Origin of the sequence: Actinoplanes sp. DH11 (assembly GCF_020873875.1) — a bacterium.
Classification (GTDB): Bacteria; Actinomycetota; Actinomycetes; order Mycobacteriales; family Micromonosporaceae; genus Actinoplanes.
Genome location: NZ_JAHWGU010000010.1, coordinates 53,344 through 71,962, shown reverse-complemented (window position 1 = coordinate 71,962; position 18,619 = coordinate 53,344). Strand labels below are relative to the sequence as shown.

General features: G+C 71.6%; 9 protein-coding genes and 1 pseudogene. 7 read left to right on the top strand and 3 right to left on the bottom strand.

Annotated features, from left to right (window positions below; all coding sequences use genetic code 11):
- Positions 1–120: 120 nt before the first annotated feature.
- Entirely contained in the window at positions 121–609 is a 489-nt protein-coding gene (gene mce, locus LPA41_RS16450) for a methylmalonyl-CoA epimerase (RefSeq protein ID WP_229071266.1), read from the bottom strand.
- An 85-nt stretch (positions 610–694) separates the two neighbouring features.
- Between mce and LPA41_RS16445 the strand changes: the two genes are divergently transcribed.
- Together LPA41_RS16445 and meaB are read left to right on the top strand one after the other, a co-directional pair.
- A complete protein-coding gene (locus LPA41_RS16445; protein WP_308036565.1) occupies positions 695–1,921 on the top strand; it encodes an acetyl-CoA C-acetyltransferase in 1,227 nt (408 codons plus the stop codon).
- Positions 1,918–2,874 carry a methylmalonyl Co-A mutase-associated GTPase MeaB gene (gene meaB, locus LPA41_RS16440; protein WP_229071265.1) on the top strand — a complete coding sequence of 319 codons (957 nt, stop codon included), beginning with the start codon at positions 1,918–1,920 and terminating at the stop codon, positions 2,872–2,874. Before LPA41_RS16445 ends, meaB begins: the two co-directional genes overlap by 4 nt.
- Before the next feature lie 103 nt (positions 2,875–2,977).
- On the opposite strand, the gene LPA41_RS16435 is transcribed toward meaB, so the two are convergent.
- A complete protein-coding gene (locus tag LPA41_RS16435) occupies positions 2,978–3,571 on the bottom strand; it encodes a PadR family transcriptional regulator (protein WP_229071264.1) in 594 nt (197 codons plus the stop codon).
- 53 nt (positions 3,572–3,624) lie between these two features.
- Here LPA41_RS16435 and LPA41_RS16430 point away from each other — a divergent pair, with 53 nt between their 5' ends.
- The 4 genes and pseudogenes from LPA41_RS16430 to LPA41_RS43285 all read left to right on the top strand — a co-directional run.
- Complete coding sequence (locus tag LPA41_RS16430) at positions 3,625–4,863, top strand: NAD(P)/FAD-dependent oxidoreductase (protein WP_229071263.1); 1,239 nt, start codon at positions 3,625–3,627, stop codon at positions 4,861–4,863.
- Between the two features lie 51 nt (positions 4,864–4,914).
- Positions 4,915–6,588 (top strand): methylmalonyl-CoA mutase, encoded by a 1,674-nt coding sequence (locus LPA41_RS16425; RefSeq protein WP_229071262.1) that lies wholly within the window; start codon positions 4,915–4,917, stop codon positions 6,586–6,588.
- A gap of 74 nt (positions 6,589–6,662) precedes the next feature.
- Complete coding sequence (locus LPA41_RS16420; RefSeq protein WP_229071261.1) at positions 6,663–7,604, top strand: tetratricopeptide repeat protein; 942 nt, start codon at positions 6,663–6,665, stop codon at positions 7,602–7,604.
- Positions 7,605–7,636: 32 nt separating this feature from the next.
- Positions 7,637–8,540, top strand: a pseudogene (locus tag LPA41_RS43285) (arginase family protein); the annotation flags it as partial.
- A gap of 2,984 nt (positions 8,541–11,524) precedes the next feature.
- Here the strand turns inward: LPA41_RS43285 and LPA41_RS16410 are convergent.
- Complete coding sequence (locus LPA41_RS16410; RefSeq protein ID WP_229071259.1) at positions 11,525–13,432, bottom strand: penicillin-binding transpeptidase domain-containing protein; 1,908 nt, start codon at positions 13,430–13,432, stop codon at positions 11,525–11,527.
- Between the two features lie 200 nt (positions 13,433–13,632).
- Here LPA41_RS16410 and LPA41_RS16405 point away from each other — a divergent pair, with 200 nt between their 5' ends.
- Entirely contained in the window at positions 13,633–18,570 is a 4,938-nt protein-coding gene (locus LPA41_RS16405) for an NAD-glutamate dehydrogenase (protein WP_229071258.1), read from the top strand.
- Positions 18,571–18,619 lie beyond the last annotated feature (49 nt).

Sequence of the window (18,619 nt, the reverse complement as noted above, 5' to 3'; positions counted from 1 at the left end):
GTCGTCCCGTCGCCACCTGCTCACTCGAGGCTTCGGGTGACCCCGGCTCCACCGCGGACGTCGTCGGCCCTGCTCAATGGCCCCGATACTGCCAGCCCGCCGGGCACGAGTCAGGTCAAATCACCCGACCGGCGTACGCCCGGCAGCCGGCTCGACCAGCTCGACCAGGACACCGCCCGCGTCCTTCGGGTGGACGAAGTTGATCCGCGAGCCGGCGGTGCCGCGGCGCGGCTCGTCGTAGAGAAGGCGCAACCCTCTGGCCCGTAGCGCGGCCGAGGCCGCCTCCACGTCGGCCACCGTGTAGGCGAGTTGCTGCAGGCCCGGCCCGCTGCGCCCGAGGAACTTGACGATCGCCGAGTCGGGCCGGGCCGGCGCCAGCAGTTGCAGCCGTGGCCCGCTGTCGTCGCCGACCGCCAGCATCGCCTCGTGGACACCCTGTTCCTCGTTGGTCTCCAGGTGCACACAGCGCAAACCCAGATTTTCCCGGTAGAAACGGAGGGCCTCGTCCAGATCGGGCACAGCGATCCCGACGTGGTCGATGCGGAGCAGGCCGACGCCGGCGAATGTGACATTCTCGGGCCCGGCGCCGCTCGATGAGACGTCGGTCATGCGGATATTCTCGTTCCTGACCCATCGTTAAGGCCACCGGGTGTGTTGTTGTGAACACTCGATCGACGCAGATCGGATCGTGACCGTGACCAGCTCCGTCATCGTCAGCGGCGCCCGGACCCCGATGGGGCGCCTGCTGGGTAACCTCAAGCATCTGTCCGCGACCGCCCTGGGCGGCCACGCGATCGCCGCCGCCCTCGAGCGCGGCGGCGTCCGGCCCGACGCGGTGCAGTACGTGATCATGGGCCAGGTCCTGCAGGCCGGCGCCGGCCAGATCACCGCACGGCAGGCCGCGGTCGCGGCCGGCATCCCGATGACCACCCCGGCGCTCACCGTCAACAAGGTGTGCCTCTCCGGCATGGACGCGATCGCCCTCGCCGACCAGCTGATCCGGGCCGGTGAGTTCGACATCGTGGTGGCCGGCGGCATGGAGTCGATGACCAACGCGCCGCATCTGCTCACCGACCAGCGCCAGGGGCGTAAGTTCGGTGACGTGACCGCCCGTGACCACATGGCGCTCGACGGCCTCACCGACCCGTGGGCCGGCATCTCGATGGGCGAGGCGACCGAGACCAGCGGGTCCGGTCTGGGCATCACCCGGGCCGAGCAGGACGCGTTCGCCGCGCGCAGTCACCAGCGCGCCGCCGCCGCGCAGCGTGAGGGCCGGTTCGCCGAGGAGATCGTCGAGGTCCCGGCCGGCGGCCGCGGCGCCACCGGTCCGGTCGCCACCGACGAGGGTGTCCGGCCGGACACCACCGCCGAGTCGCTGGCCAAGCTGCGTCCCGCGTTCACGCCGGACGGCACGATCACGGCGGCTTCCGCCTCGCCGATCTCGGACGGCGCCGCCGCGGTCGTGGTGATGAGCCGGGCCAAGGCCGAGGAGCTCGGGCTGACCTGGATCGCCGAGATCGTCGCGCACGGCAACGTGGCCGGGCCGGACAGCTCGCTGCAGTCCCAGCCGGCCAACGCGATCAGGCACGCCCTGGACAAGGCCGGCCTCGGCGTGGACGAGCTGGACCTGATCGAGATCAACGAGGCGTTCGCCCAGGTGGTGATCCAGTCGGTGCGGGAGCTCAAGGTCAGCGAGGAGATCGTCAACGTGAACGGCGGCGCCATCGCGCTGGGCCACCCGATCGGCATGTCCGGCGCCCGCCTGGTGCTGGCCCTCGCGCTGGAGCTGAAGCGGCGCGGCGGCGGGCTCGGTGCGGCCGGCCTCTGCGGTGGCGGCGGCCAGGGCGACGCCCTGATCGTCCGGGTGCCGGCGGGTTCGCCGGTCACCGAGGCGCCCGCCGCGGAGGTCTCGGCGGCGTGACCCGGTCCCGCGATGTGCCCTCCCTCGTCGCCAAGGCGCGGGAGGGTGACCCGCGGTCGGTGGCCCGGCTGATCAGCCTGGTGGAGAACGGCGATCCGGCCCTGCCCCAGGTGGCCGCCGCGATGGCGCCGTGGGCCGGCCGGGCCCAGGTGATCGGCCTGACCGGCGCCCCCGGCGTCGGCAAGTCCACCACCACGAACGAGCTGGTCCGGGCGCTGCGCGAGACCGGCGCCCGGGTCGGTGTGCTCGCCGTCGACCCGTCCAGCCCGTTCACCGGCGGGGCGATCCTCGGCGACCGGATCCGGATGCAGGACCACAGCGCCGACCGCGGCGTCTACATCCGGTCCATGTCCAGCCGCGGCCAGCTGGGCGGGCTGTCGGCCGCGACACCGCAGGCGGTCCGGGTCCTGGAGGGCGCCGGCTGCGACGTGGTGCTCGTCGAGACGGTCGGCGTCGGCCAGGCCGAGGTGGAGATCGCCTCGCTCGCCGACACCACGCTGGTGCTGCTCGCCCCGGGCATGGGCGACGCGATCCAGGCGGTGAAGGCCGGCGTCCTGGAGATCGCCGACGTCTTCGTGATCAACAAGGCGGACCGGCCGGGCGCCGACGCGACGTACCGCGACATCCAGGGGATGCTCGCGCTCGGTGAGCGCGCCGCCGGCGAGTGGCGGCCGCAGGTCACCCGGGCGGTCGCGGTCAAGGGCGAGGGCCTGGACGACGTGGTCGCCGCGATCGGCAAGCACCGGGAGTGGCTGGAGAGCAGCGGGACCCTCAAGGACCGCCGCGAGCGGCGGGCGGCGGCCGAGGTGTCGGCGCTGGCGCTCGGCATGCTGCGGGCCCGGATGGTCGACCCGAGCCAGGGCCCGACGCTGGGTGAGCTGGCGGCCCGGGTCGCGGCCGGCGAACTCGACCCGTACGCCGCGGCCGACGAACTGGTCGCCGCCATCTCCTGACGGCCCGCCGGTTTCTGGCGGCCCGCCGGTTTTTGACGGCCCGCCGGCCGGGTTCTTCCTGCGCGGCCTTCCGCAGCGGCCGCCGCGCCGCCGGGCGCGGCGGTCAGGTCTCCGTCCGGCCGAACCGGGCCAGCGTCTCCTCGATCAGGGCCCGGTCCCAGGTGAGCCGCCCCGCGTCCAGGTCGGCGACGAGGCCGCGCAGCCACTCCGTCTCGGCGCGCAGCATCGCCGCCCGGAACTCGTCCTCGATCAGGAAGAGCCGCGGCAGTCCGGGGGGAGCCTGCGCCTCGATCGCGGCGGCCCGGCCGGCAATGGTCGTGAGCCGCCGCCGCAGCAGCTCGCCGGCCTCCGCCGGTTCGAGCAGCGCCAGGAACGCGAGCGCCACCGGGAACTCCGGGAACTCGCGCGCCGGCTCCGGAAGCATCTCCCGCAACCATCGGCGCAGCGTGGCCGCGCCCTCGTCGGTGACCTCGTAGACGGTTCGTTCCGGCCGGCCGGGTTCCCGGCTGGTGCTGCCCGGCCGGACCAGTCCGTCCCGGACCAGGCGCTCCAGCGTCTGGTAGACGCTGTTGCGCTGCGCGACGTTGACCAGCTGGTCCTGCCCGCGCTCCTTGATCATCTGCTGCATCCGGTACGGGTGCGTCGGCGCCTCCACCAGCAGGGCGAGCAGAACCATCGCGAGTGGGGACCGCCTCATGGCGTTCAGAATAGGCCTTGACGGTTGTTAGTCATTCCATCAATAGTCATTCTATGACCAAAGAACGAGCAGTAATCGTCGGCGGTGGCGTGGCAGGGGCCGTCGCCGCCATCGCCCTGCACCGTGCGGGCCGGCAGCCGCACCTTTACGAATCCCGCCGTCCCGGCGCCGCCGAGCAGGGCGCGTTCCTGACCGTCGCGGTCAACGGCCTGAACGCGCTGCGCGACCTCGGCCTCGACCCGGCGCGCGTGCTCGCCGCCGGTTTCGCCACGCCCACCCTGGTGCTGAGCAACGGCCGGGGCCGCCGGCTCGCCGAGTTCGCGCTGGGCGGGTCGGCCGCCGGCGGCACCGCCACCACGACGATCCGCCGCGCCGACCTCTACGCCGCCCTGCGCGCCGAGGCCTCGGCCCTCGGCATCCCGATCGGGTACGGGCGGCGCGCCACCGGCTTCACCGAGACCCCGGCCGGGGTGACGGTGAGTTTCGACGACGGCGGCACGGCCGAGGGGGAGTTGCTCGTCGGCGCCGACGGCCTGCGCTCGGCGATCCGCGCCGGGCTGAACCCGGGTGGACCCCGGCCGGCCTACCTGGGGTTGCTCAACGCGGGTGGCTTCACCAGCCGGCCGGTCGCGGCCGCCCTGGACATGACGCCGGGCGTGACCCGGATGGCCTTCGGGCGCCGGAGCTTCTTCGGCTGGTCGGTCGCGCCGGACGGCACGGTGTGGTGGTTCGCCAACCCGCCGAGCCGGGAGCCGGTGCGTCCCGGCGACTTCACCCCGCAGTCGTGGCGGGCCCACCTGATCGGCCTGTTCGCCGGCGACGACCTGCCGGCTGCCGAGATCGTCCGGGCGACCGGCGAGGTGCTCGGCCCGTGGAACACCGAGGACCTGCCGTCGGTGCCGGTTTGGCGGTCCGGGCGGGCGGTGCTGATCGGCGACGCCGCGCACGCCGTGTCGCCCTCCTCGGAGCAGGGCGCATCGATGGCGATGGAGGACGCGGTCACGCTCGGCCGCTGCCTGGCCGCGCGCGCCGAGGTGCCGGCGGCGCTGGCGGAGTACGAGCGGTTGCGCCGGGCGCGGGTCGAGCGGGTGGTGGCGTACGGGCGCCGCAACGGCAGCGGCAAGACCGCCGGGCCGATCGGGGCGGTCGTCCGGGACGCGATGTTCCCGCTGGTGGCGAAGGTGATGTCGAGCCGGCGTAACCCGGACGGCTGGTTGCTGGACCACCGCGTCCCCCGGGTCGGCGAGTGGCGGCAGGCGGCGTCCCGCGAGGACGGTCCGGGCGGAACATGACAAAGGGTTCGCGGCCTTAATGAACGTTCAGTCCTGCACTAGGATGACGGGATGAACGCTGCCGAGATCGCCGCCGGCCGGGAGCGCTGGCAACGACGCTACGACGCCGCCCGCAAACGTGACGCCGACTTCACGACGCTTTCCGGCTCGACCGTCGACCCGGTCTACGGGCCGGCCGAGGGCGCTGTCGTGCCCGGGTTCGAGCGGATCGGGTGGCCGGGCGAGTTCCCGTACACCAGGGGTCTCTATCCCACCGGCTATCGCGGCAGGACCTGGACCATCCGCCAGTTCGCGGGGTTCGGCAACGCGAAGCAGACGAACGAGCGCTACAAGATGATCCTCGCGGCCGGTGGCGGCGGGCTCAGCGTCGCCTTCGACATGCCCACCCTGATGGGCCGCGACTCCGACGAGCCGCAGGCGCTCGGCGAGGTCGGCCACTGCGGCGTCGCGATCGACTCGGCCGCCGACATGGACGTGCTCTTCGACGGCATCCCGCTCCAGGACGTCACCACCAGCATGACCATCTCCGGTCCGGCGGTGCCGGTCTTCTGCATGTACCTGGTGGCCGCCGAACGCCAGGGCGCCGACCTCTCCCGCCTGGACGGCACGCTGCAGACCGACATCTTCAAGGAGTACATCGCGCAGAAGGAATGGCTCTTCGAGCCGGAACCGCACCTGCGCCTGATCGGCGACCTGATGGAGTACTGCGCGGCCGAGATCCCGAAGTACAAGCCGCTCTCGGTCAGCGGTTACCACATCCGCGAGGCCGGGGCGACCGCCGCGCAGGAACTGGCCTACACGCTCGCCGACGGCTTCGGCTACGTCGAACTGGGTCTGTCCCGGGGCCTCGACGTGAACCAGTTCGCACCCGGCCTGAGCTTCTTCTTCGACGCCCACGTCGACTTCTTCGAGGAGATCGCCAAGTTCCGGGCCGCCCGCCGGATCTGGGCCCGGCACCTGCGCGACGACTACGGCGCGACAAGCGAGAAAGCGCTGTGGCTGAAGTTCCACACCCAGACCGCCGGTGTCTCACTCACCGCCCAGCAGCCGGTCAACAACGTGGTGCGTACCGCTGTCGAAGCCCTCGCGGCCGTCCTCGGCGGCACCAACTCGCTGCACACCAACGCCCTCGACGAAACCCTCGCGCTGCCCACCGACGAGTCCGCCGAGATCGCCCTGCGCACCCAGCAGGTGCTGATGGAGGAGACCGGCGTCGTCAACGTGGCCGACCCGCTCGGCGGCTCGTGGTACGTGGAGGCGCTCACCGACCGCATCGAGGCCGAGGCGGAGGAGATCTTCGCCCGGATCCGTGAGCTCGGCCACGACGGCAGCGTCACCCAGGGCATCCTGCGCGGCATCGAGGACGGCTGGTTCACCGCCAACATCGCCGAAGCCGCATTCGTCTACCAGCAGGCGCTGGAGAAGGGCGCCAAACGGGTGGTGGGCGTCAACGCGCACACCGGCACCGTCGCCAAGGACCTGGAGATCCTGCGCGTCTCCCACGAGGTCGAGGTGGAACAGAAGCGTGAGCTGGGCGTTCGCAAGACCAACCGCGACGGCGTACGCGTCAAGGCCGCCCTGGAAAAGCTCGTGGCCGTCGCCCGGACGGGGGAGAACATGATCCCCGCGATGCTCGACGCGGCCCGTGCCGAGGCCACTCTGGGCGAGATCTGTGGTGTCCTCAAGGACGAGTGGGGCATCTACCGAGAGCCCGCCCGCTTCTGAACGCCTGTGACGTCCGATATCGGCGGGCTGGTGGCGGCGCGGACAGGCGCGACTGCGTGCGAGACTAAACAACCATGAGCGACCCACGGACCACTCCGTCGATCTTCACCCGCGGCGCGGTCGATCTCAGCACGCTGCGCCCCTCGGCGCCGGCCAAGCCGGCCGCGCCGAGCACTCCCGCGCCCACCACCGGCGCGCCCGCCGGTGCACCCACCGGCGGCCTGCCCGGTGCGGTCCCCGGCGTCACACCGGACACCATCATCGAGGTGACCGAGGCCAACTTCCAGTCCGTCCTGGAACGGTCCTTGCAGACGCCGATCCTGCTCGACTTCTGGGCCGACTGGTGCGAGCCCTGCAAGCAGCTCTCGCCGGTGCTGGAGCGCCTCGCCGGGGAGTACGACGGCGTCTGGCTGCTCGGCAAGGTCGATGTGGACGCCAACCCGCGACTCGCTCAGGTCTTCCGGGTGCAGGGCATCCCGATGGTGACCGCGGTCATCGGCGGCCAGCCGGTCGAAGGCTTCACGGGTGTGCTGCCCGAGTCCCAGATCCGGCAGTACATCGACGCCGTCCTCAAAGCCGCCGGCGTGAGCGTGGCCACCCCGGAAGACCCGCGCCTGGACGCGGCCGACGACGCCCTGATGACCGGCGACCTCGACGCGGCCGAGGCGGCGTACCGCAAGATCCTGGCCGAGTCGCCCGCCGACGCGGCCGCCGAGGCCGGCCTCGCCCAGGTCGAGCTCTACCGCCGGATCAGCGGCGCCGACCCGGCGGCGGTGCTCGCCAAAGCCGAGGCCGACCCCGACGACGCCGAGGCCCAGCGCCTCGCCGCGGACATCGAAGTGCTGAGCGGGCAGGCCGAGCAGGCGTACGCGCGACTGGTCCGCCTGGTGCGCCGCACCAGCGGTGAGGAGCGCGAGGCCGTACGCAAGCACCTGCTGTCGCTGTTCAGCGTGGCCGGTCCTGAGGACCCCGCGGTGGCCGGTGCGCGGCGCGCGCTCGCCAGCGCGCTCTTCTAGGCCGCGTCTCACAAAACGAAGGGGAGGGCGTCGTGCGCCGCATCGCCGTTCTGGACGCGCCGTCCAATCTCGGCCTGCGCCCGCCGACCGCGACGTCGGTGCCGGGCTGCGCCAAGGCACCCGGCGCCCTCCGCGACCACGGCCTGGTGACCCGGCTCGGCGCCCGCGACGCCGGCTGCCTCACCCCGCCACGGTACGACCCGGGCGACTGGCGCCCCGGCGACGGCGTCGCCCACGCCGCCGAGATCGCCGCCTACTCCCGGGCACTCGCCGACCGGATCGGCGCCATCATCGACGGCGGCGAGTTCCCGGTGGTCCTCGGCGGGGACTGCTCCATCCTGATCGGATCCGGTCTGGCCATGCACCGCCTCGGCGAAGCGGTCGGCGGCCGGATCGGCCTCGTCTTCGTGGACGGGCACTCCGACTTCCGGCACCCCGGCAACGCCTCCTACGTGGGCGCGGCCGCCGGCGAGGACCTGGCCCTGGTGACCGGCCGCGGCCAGGCCGACCTGGCCGCCATCGAACGCCGCCGGCCCTACTTCCGCGACGTCGACGTGGTCGTCCTCGGCATCCGCGCCCAGGACGAATACCGCCTCGACCTCCAAGCCGCCGGCATCGTGACCCGCCCCGTCCCGGCCCTGCGCGCCGAGGGCGCCGCCCGCAGCGCCCAATGGGCACGCGACCAACTGGTCGACTGCGCCGGCTACTGGGTGCACATCGACGTCGACGTCCTGGACCCGGCGGTGATGCCGGCCGTCGACGCACCCGACCCGGGCGGCATCGCCTTCCCCGAGCTGGAACTGCTCCTGGCCGGCCTGGTCGAATCCCCCCACTGCCTCGGCGTCGAAGTAACCGTCTTCGACCCCGACTACGACCCCGACGGCCGCTACGCCGCCGAAATCACCTCAGCCGTGGTCTCCGGCCTGGCCCCCGTCAAAACCACCAGCCCCCGCCCCGACCTGGTCGCCGCCCGCCGCGACCTGGCCGGCCAGCAACCGTCGCCGGCGCCGGCCACGGTGGACGAGACCACCGAGCAGGACCCGGTCATCGCCTCAGCCGCCGGCCAGACCCCCACTTCCCCGGCCCCCGCCGCCTCCCCGGCTTCTGCTTCCCAGGCCTCCGATTCCTCGGCGTCTGCTTCCTCAGCCGCCCATCCTTCGGCGTCTGATTACCGGGCCTCCAATTCCTCAGCATCCGGTTCCCCGGCGTCCGGTTCTTCGGCCTCTGATTCCTCGGCCTTCGATTCCCCGGCCTCCGATTCCTCGGCGTCTGGTTCTTCCTCCCCCGCTTCCTTGACTTCCGCCGCATCTCCAGATGCGCCGGCCTTCCCGGTGCCTCCGCTCTCGGACGCACCGGGCCAGAACTCGTCGCCAGAGCCCGGCGAGTCGTCGGAGGCGGATGCTCACCCGGCGTCGGACGACGACACCCCGTCGCCCTCGGAGAACGGCCGCGGCCCGTCGCCGGAGTCCGACTTTGATCCCTCGCCGGAGGCGGACGGACGCTCGTCGCCCGATGTCGACGACTACCCCTCGCAGTCGGCGGACCGTCACTCGTCGCCGGAGGCCGGAAGCCACCTTTCATCGCAGGCCGACGCGGACTCCTCGACCGATGAGGACGCCGCGTCGGCGTGGGACAGCCACCACGCCGTCTCGCCGGAGGCAGGCGACGCTCTGTTGCCCGAGGCGACCCCGCAGTCGGTGTGGTTCGCTGCCGGAGCCGACTCGCCGGAGACCGGCCCCGGCTCAGCGACGGAGGGCGGCTCAGCGACGGAGGCCGGCTCAGCGGCGGAGGCCGGCTCAGCGGCGGAGGCCGGCTCAGCGGCGGAGGCCGGCTCAGCGGCGGAGGCCGGCTCAGCGGCGGAGGCCGGCTCAGCGGCGGAGGCCGGCTCCTCGCTGGAGGGCGGTCCCGAGTCGGGGTGGCGCAGCGATCAGACGTCTTCTTCCGGAGAGGACCGCTACCGCCGTCGGGAGGATGACCACGGCTACTCCTTCGAAGACGCCGCGGATGCCTTCCAGCACAGCGGCCGGGATGTCTCTCCTGAGGGGGACCAGGGCGTTCCTCGTGAGCGCGGCGACCGGAAGGTCTACCTCGATGGGTCCCTCGGAGGCGACCGGGAGTCCTCCCTTGAGGGCACCCGGGAGGTCTCCTTCGGAGGCGTCTCCCTTGAGGGCGATCGCGACGTCTCCCTTGAGGGGGACCGCGACGTGTCCCTTGAGGGCGATCGCGACGTGTCCCTTGAGGGGGACCGCGACCTCTCCGTTGAGGCGGATCGCGATGTCTCCCCTGAGGACGACCGCGATGTGTTCCCGGAAAGCGTCCGCGATGTACCCCTGGAAGGCGACGGGGCTACCCCTGGGGAGGGTCACCGGGCTACTTCTTCGGAGGACAGCCGGATTGCCTCCCCGGATGCCGCTGAGGAGGATTATCGGTTCGCCTCCGAGGAGGGGAACCGGGGTGCCGGGTCTACCTCTGAGGAGGGGGACCGGAGTACCTCGTGGGAGGACGACCGGGACGCCTTTCAGGAGGACGATCAGGATGCGTCCTGGGAGAACGACAGGGATGCTTCTCGGGTCGACGACCGCCCCGACTGGAAGAACGGGTGGGAGTCCCCGGCCGCCGACAACCGCGGCTCCGTAGCCGAGGGTGACCGGGACTCTTCGATGGAGGATTTCTCCAGGGTCGAAGATCGGGAGCACTACCCGGCGGACGACAGGGAGTCCTCCGCGGCCGCAGAGCGGGACTCGTTGACCGATGTCGGTCAGTCTCAGAACTCAGCGGACGCCCCGGCTGACGATTCCGCCGAGGAAGAAACCGGTACGGACGACGAGATGTCCCGCGTCAACGAGGCGGTGCGGCCGGGCGTGCGCCTGGCGCCCCGTCCGCTCGGTTCCGCGCCGCTGCTGGACTCGGAGCCGCTTCCGGCCACCCGGCCCGGGATGTTGCGGCCCCGGCCACCGGTGGATCCGCCGGCCGCCGGAGCCCGCTGGTCATCCCGGTACGGCCCAGGTGACCCCGGCCCCGGCGGCGGAGCCGCCTGACCCGGTCCCGGAGCCGACCCGGTCCCGGAGCCGACCCGGTCCCGGTCCCGGAGCCGACCCGGTCCCGGAGCCGACCCGGTCCCGGTCCCGGAGCCGACCTGACCCGGTCCCGGAGCCGCGTGACCCGGTCCTGGAGCCGCCTGACCCGGTCCCGGGCCGCTTGGCTCAGTGCCGGGCCGTTTGGCTCAGTGCCGGGCTGCGTGTTCGGGCAGCAGCAGGTTCTGTCCGTATTCGATCGCGCGGCTTCCGCTACTCGCTACCAGTCCGGCGGCCCGGGGCTCCGCGGGTTGTGTGCGGGGCTTGTGCTTGCGGCCGGGGTCCCTGCGGCGGCGCCGCGCTGTCGAGATGTTGATCTGCTAGCGGTACGAAATCGCTGTGATCATGGGGTTGAAACCGCGATTTCGCATCGCTAGCAGATCAACAACGCCGCGCGAACCCGACGCAGCCGATTGCGGCACTTGTTCCGGGTGAGGCGAGGTCAAGCAACGCCACGCCGCACCCCTCTGCCTCGTCCGCCGCCAGGTCGCCACCCTGTGCGCCGTTCGCCGTCCCAGGGCTTTCTACCAGCGCATATCGGCCGCAAACTGGCGCAAAACGGCGGAAGAACTTGCCTGGCTACTTGACCGTGGGGACACCCCGCCGGTGACAGCGACGCAGACGAGGCCGCGCCCGACTGCGGCGGCCCGCCCACCTGCGGCGGCCCGCCCACCTGCGGCGGCCCGCCCACCTGCGGCGGCCCGCCCACCTGCGGCGGCCCGCCCACCTGCGGCGGCCCGCCCACCTGCGGCGGCTCACCCACCTGCGGCGGCTCACTCACCTGCGGCGGCTCACTCACCTGCGGCGGGCCCAGCCGCCCGTCGTGGGCGGCCGGGGGCCGGTGGGTTACTTGTTCAGTTCGGTCAGGAAGCGTTTGGCGACCGGCACGGCGGCCTCGGAGCCGGCGCCGCCCTTCTCGACCATCACGGCGAAAGCTACGTCGTCCTGGTAGCCGATGAACCAGGAGTGGGTCTCCTCGGAGCCGGTCTGGAACTCCGCCGTTCCGGTCTTGCCGTGCACCGGCTTGCCGGGGACGCTCTTGAGCGTGGTGGCCGTACCGGCCGTGACGACCTCTCGCATCATTGAGCGCAGGGCCGTGACGGCGTCCTGGTCGAGTTGCGGCCCGGGGGTGCCGGCGTTGGCCGGCGCCGGGTCGAGCACCAGTTTCGGCGGCTGGAACTGGCCTTTTGCGACGGCCGCGGTGGCTGCCGCCATGGTCAGCGGGCTGACCACGGTGCTGCCCTGGCCGAAGATCGCGGCGGCGAGTTCGGTGGCGGTGCCGCCGTCGGAGACCTGGCCGGAGTACGCGTCGATGCCCAGGTCCCAGGTGCCGCCGAGGCCGAGGGCGGTGGAGGCTTCCTGGAGGCCGGCCGAGGTGAGTTTCGGTGCCAGGCTTGCGAACGCGGTGTTGCAGGATTTGGCGAAGTCGACGTGGAACGGGACCTTGCCGAGCGCCTCGTCGTGGGAGTTCTTGAACTCGCGGCCGTCCACGCTGAACGTTTTCGGGCAGTCGACGACGGTGTCGGCGGTGATCACGTCGCGGGCGAGCAGCCCGTACGCCGAGATCATCTTGAAGGTCGATCCGGGTGGGACCTGGCCGGTCAGCGCGGTGTTGACGCCGCCGGCGTCGGGCCCGTTCGCGACCGCGAGGACGGCGCCGTCGCTGACCCGGATCGCCACCATCGAGCTGGGCTGCTTCTCGGCGGCCACGGCCCGGTCGGCGGCGTTCTGGGTGGGGGTGTCCAGGGTCACTTTCACCGGTTTGCCGGCGACGGGCTGGGACTGGAACACCTCGGTGTCCTCGACGTCGCCGTCGGCGGCTTCGCGGGCGATCACCACGGAGAGGCCGGCGGTGCCGCGCAGGGTGTCGTCGTACTTCTCCTGCAGGCCGCCGTGCCCGGCCTGTTCGCCGGCGGCGACGATGCCCGGCCGGGCGTCGATGTCCTCCTTGGTGGCGGGGTCGACGGTCCCGAGCAGGGCCCGGGCGAAGGCGCGGGTGGGTGCGAGCTGCCGGGTCTCCTCGCGGAAGACGGTGCCGGGCAAGGGGCGTACGGCGTCGCGGATCTTGTCGTAGTCGGGCCGCCGCAGCGTCACCACGTCGATGAAGGCCCCGGGGTCGGAGGTGCCGACCCGGTCCTGCAGCGCTTTGACGTCGACGTCCACGCTGATCTTCCGGAGCGCGGTGGTGAGCCCGGTGCTCAGCTTCTTGAAGTCGGTGATCTTCTCGGGGCTGACGCCGACCACGACCACTTTTTGCGGGCCGATGAGGGCTTTGCCGCCGGCGTCCTGGATGCTGGCGCGCTGCGAGGCGACCCGGCGCAGCCGCAGTTTGTCGCCGGGCGCGAGGCCGGGCTGGAGCAGGGCCGGTTCCCAGACCACCTGCCAGCTGTCCCGGCCGGCCTTGGTGGCGCGCACGGTGCTCTTGTATGCCCATTCGACGCCACCCGGAAGTGTCCATTTCACGTCGATCGGGGTGCTGGCGTTCTCCCCGCTGGTGGTGGTGTCCCCGGCGACGGTAACGGCGAGCGGCTGGGTGGTGAGGTCGCCGTAGAGTTCGCGGATCCCGGTCAGCACCTCGGGCGCGGCGATCCGGCTGCCGTCCTCGGTGACGAATCCGACGTCGTCGAGGTTGCCCTTCTGCCAGCCGTCGAGGAACGCCGAGACGGTGTCCTCCGGCGGGTCGGCGGAGCAGCCGGTCAAACCGCTCGCGGTGAGGATGAGCAGCGCGGCGAGCCCGGCGGTGGTGCGGCGCATGACGTTCCTTTCCCTGGGTAGCTGATCGAACGGTAGTAGGCCTCCGCCCGTCACGGTGTCCCGCAGTGGGTGATTCGGTGCAAAAGCCCACATCACAGCACTGGCACACCCGGGGTGTGCGGAGTGTCGGGCCGGTCGTTCTAGGCTGTGCTCGAAACGTTCGAACCCACAGTGCCGTGGGTGAGGGGAGCGCCGGAGCCATGGCTGTCGCCGATGAGGCAGCGACCGATTCTGATCAGACTGTGCCCGATCCTTCGGTGCCGCAGCCGGGACTCGCCCTCACCGGGCGGCTCGGTGCGTCGACCGATGCGGGTGAGCTCGACGAGCCGATGCCGGACGCCGAGAGGCTTGTCGCGCAGGCCGTCCAGAAGGCGGGCGAGGACACCACCACAGCATCACTCGTCGACCGTTTCTGGCGGTTCGCGCCGGACGAGGAGCTGGTCGGCTACACACCGGACGAGATGTACGCGGCCGCGGTCGAGCACCGCGAACTGGCCCGCAACCGCCTGCCAGGTGAGCTGAAGCTCTCGGTCTCCGAGCCGGCCGGGACGCAGGGCCACAGCGTGCTGCGGATCGTCACCGACGACATGCCGTTCCTCGTCGACTCGGTGATAGCCCTGCTCACCGCGCACAACCTGCAGGTCCACCTGCTGGTGCACCCGCTGATCGTGCTGCGCCGGGAACCGCTCGGCGCGCTCGCGCAGGTGGAACCCGAGGTCGAGCCGGACGACGCGATCGACGGCGACCTGGTGGAGAGCTGGATCCGGATCGAGATCGACCCGGTCCGCCGGCCGGACGCCCGCGAGCAGCTGGTCAACGATGTGCGCCGGGTGCTCACCGACGTCCGTGACGCGGTCGAGGACTGGCCCCGGATGCGGCAGCGCGCCCTGGTCATCTCCGACGAGCTGGCCGCCGCGCACGAGGAGGGCAGCAGCCCGCCGGTGCCGGACAAGGACGTCACCGACACGATCGAGCTGCTCAAGTGGCTGGCGCACGACCACTTCACCTTCCTCGGCTACCGGGAGTACCGGCTCGAGGGCGGCACCCTGACCGCGGTGCCGGGCACCGGGCTCGGCATCATGCGCGGGGACAGCAAGCCGCGGCAGCTCTCCACGATGGCGCCGGAGGCGTACCAGCGGGCCCTGGAGAAGCGGCTCCTGGTGATCACCAAGGCGAACTCGCGGGCCACCGTGCACCGGTCGGCCTACCTCGACTACATCGGCGTGAAGGTCTTCGACGCCGGCGGCGAGGTGGTGGGGGAGCGGCGCTTCCTGGGCCTCTTCTCCTCCTCGGCGTACCGGACGAGCGTCCGCGAGCTGCCGGTGGTCCGGCGCAAGGTGATGGAGGTGATGGACCGCTCCGGTCTGTCGCCGCGCGGGCACTCCGGCAAGGACCTGCTCCAGATCCTGGAGACCTACCCCCGCGACGAGCTCTTCCAGATCAAGACCGATGACCTGTACGAGGCCGTCATCGGCGTGCTGCGGATGGCCGGCCGTCGTCAGTTGCGCCTCTTCCTGCGCCGCGACGGGTACGGGCGCTTCATCTCCTGCCTGATCTATCTGCCCCGGGACCGGTTCACCACCGGCAACCGGCTGCGCATGCAGGAGATCCTGCTCCGCGAGCTGAACGGGATCGGCGTCGACTACACCACCCGGGTGACCGAGCGGATGCTGGCGCGGGTGCACTTCATCGTGCGGACCGACCCGGCCGACCCGCCCGGTCACATCGACCCCAACGACCTGGCCGAGCTGCTCGCCGACGCCACCCGGATGTGGGACGACGACTTCTCCCTGGTCCTGGAGCGCAAACTCGGCGACGAGCAGGCCCGGACGCTGATCAACAGGTACTCGTCGGCCTACCCGGAGAGCTACAAGAACGGGCACACGCCGTACGAGGGCATGCAGGATCTGGCGAAGCTGGAACTGCTCGAGGAACCCGGTCAGCTCGCCCTGCACCTGTTCCGGCGGCGCCGGCTGGGCGCGGACGGGCAGCCCGAGCCGGACGAGCGTGACATCCGGTTCAAGGTGTACCGGTACGGCGAGCCGATGATGCTCTCCGCGGTGCTCCCGGTGCTGCACTCGCTCGGCGTCCGGGTGACCGACGAGCGGCCGTACGAGATCCGCCGTGACGACGGAGTCATCTACCTGTACGACTTCGGGCTGCTCCCGCCCGAGGGCCACCGTGAGCTGTCCGAGGTCCGCCCGCACGTGGAGAACGCGTTCGCGGCGGCCTGGCGGGGCGAGGCCGAGGTGGACGGCTTCAACGAGCTGGTGCTGCGGGCCGGCCTGACGTGGCGTCAGGTCGTGGTGCTGCGGGCCTACGCGAAATACCTGCGCCAGACCGGGAACGTCTTCTCCCAGCGGTACGTGGAGTCCACCTTCACGGCGTACCCGGAGATCGCCGGACTGCTGGTGCAGCTCTTCGACGCCCGGTTCTCGCCGTCGCTGGTGGCCGGTGAGGCCGAACGGTCCCGCCGCGCCACCGCCCTGCGCGACCGGATCACCGAGCTGCTCGACCAGGTGGACAGCCTGGACCAGGACCGGATCCTGCGCGCCTACCTGACGCTCATCGAGGCCACCCTGCGGACCAGCTTCTTCCAGCGGGGTGCCGAGGGGCGGCCGAAGCCGTACGTGGCGTTCAAGCTGGACCCGCAGGCCATCCCGGATCTGCCGCAGCCCCGCCCGAAGTACGAGATCTTCGTCTACTCGCCTCGCTTCGAGGGCGTACACCTGCGGTTCGGTGCCGTCGCCCGGGGTGGTCTGCGTTGGTCGGACCGGCGCGAAGACTTCCGGACCGAGGTGCTCGGCCTGGTGAAGGCGCAGATGGTGAAGAACGCGGTGATCGTGCCGGTGGGCGCCAAGGGCGGCTTCGTGCTCAAGCAGAAGCCGGGCGACCGGGACGAGGCGGTGGAGTGCTACAAGGGCTTCATCACCGCGCTGCTGGACGTCACCGACAACATCCTGGGCGGCAAGATCGTGCCGCCGCGGGACGTGGTGCGCCACGACGGCGACGACCCGTACCTGGTGGTGGCCGCGGACAAGGGCACCGCCACGTTCAGCGACATCGCCAACGAGATCTCCGACGGACGCGACTTCTGGCTCGGCGACGCGTTCGCCAGCGGCGGCTCGGCCGGGTACGACCACAAGAAGATGGGCATCACCGCCCGCGGCGCATGGGAATCGGTCAAGAAGCACTTCCGTGACCTCGGCCTGGACACCCAGACACAGGACTTCACCGTGGTCGGTGTCGGCGACATGTCCGGCGACGTCTTCGGCAACGGGATGCTGCTGTCCGAGCACATCAAGCTGGTGGCCGCCTTCGACCACCGGCACATCTTCCTCGACCCCGACCCGGACCCGGCGGTCTCCTGGGCGGAACGCCGCCGCCTGTTCGAGCTGCCCCGCTCGTCCTGGGCGGACTACGACACCAAGCTGCTCAGCGACGGTGGCGGCATCTACCCGCGCGGCGCCAAGTCGATCCCGGTCTCGCCGCAGGTGCGCGAGGTGCTGGGGCTCGGCGAGGCGACCGTGATCAGCCCGGCCGACCTGATGCGGGCCATCCTCAAGGCCCCGGTCGACCTGCTCTTCAACGGCGGCATCGGCACCTATGTGAAAGCGGCCTCCGAGTCGCACGCCGAGGTCGGCGACAAGGGCAACGACGCGATCCGGGTCAACGGCGCAGATCTTCGGGTACGGGTGGTCGGCGAAGGTGGCAACCTGGGTCTGACCCAGCGTGGCCGCATCGAGTTCGCCCGTTCCGGCGGCCGGGTGTTCACCGACTTCATCGACAACTCGGCCGGGGTGGACTGCTCCGACCACGAGGTCAACATCAAGATCCTGCTCGGCGGGGCGGTCGTCGACGGCGAACTGACCGTGCCGGAACGCGACGAACTGCTGGCCGCGATGACCGACGAGGTCGGCGCGCTGGTGCTGCGGGACAACTACGAGCAGGCGATGGCGCTCGCCAACGCCCGGGCCCAGGCGCACTCGCTGCTCCCGGTGCACCGGCGGATGCTGAAGTCGCTGGAACAGCGCGGTGTGCTCAACCGCGACCTCGAGGCGCTGCCGACGGACAAGGAACTGGCGGCCCGGTACGAGACGGGCGAAGGTCTCGCCGCACCCGAGTTCGCGGTGCTCCTCGCGTACGTCAAGATCAGTCTGGAGCGTGAGGTGCTCGCCGACGAACTGGTCGACGAGAGCTGGACCGCCGACGTGCTCACCAGGTACTTCCCGACCCCGCTGCGGGAACGGTTCGCCGGCCGGATGACCGGCCACCGGCTGCGCCGCGAGATCATCTCGACGTCGCTCGTCAACGAGGTGGTCAACCGCGGCGGCACCTCCTTCGTGCACCGGGCGATGGAGGAGAGCGGCGCTTCCGCGGCCGACGTGATCCGGGCGTACGTGGTGATCCGTGACGTCTACGGCCTCAAGGACATCTGGGCGGCCGCGGAGGCGCTCGACAACCAGGTGCCGACGGCCGCGCAGACCGCCGTCATGCTGGAGACGCGGCGGCTGCTCGACCGGGCCGTCCGCTGGCTGGTCAGCACCCGGCGCTCGCCGATCGACGTGGCCGCGGAAATCTCCAAGCTCCGGCCCGGCGTCGCCGCCCTGCTGCCCGAACTGCCCCAGGTGATCGTCGGTGCCGAACGCCGCAACCTGGAACAGCGCGCCGCCACCCTCGTCGGCAAGGACGTGCCGCAGCCCCTCGCCGAGGCGGTGAGCCGGGTCTTCTACGGCTTCGGACTCCTCGACATCCTGGAGACCGCGGCCGCCGTCGACCGGGACCCGCACGAGGTGGCCTCGGTCTACTTCGTGCTCTCCGAACGCTTCGGCGTCGACACCCTGCTGTCCCACATCTCCCGGCTGCCGCGCGGCGACCGCTGGCAGACCCTGGCCCGGATGGCGCTGCGCTACGACCTGTACGCGGCGTTGGCCGCCCTCACCGCCGAAGTCCTGCAGTCGACGCCGGCCGGGTCCGCGCCCGAGGACCGGGTGTCGGAGTGGGAGCAGACGAACGCGGCGTCGATCGCGCGGGCGTCGAACGCGATGGGCAACGTCGAGGACTCGCCGGCGGACCTGGCGGCGTTGTCGGTGCTGCTGCGCCAGATCCGAACCCTGGTGAAGACCTCAGCGGCCTGAACCAGCGGGCCGCCCGGCGCTGCCGGGCGGCCCATCCCAGGGTGGGCCT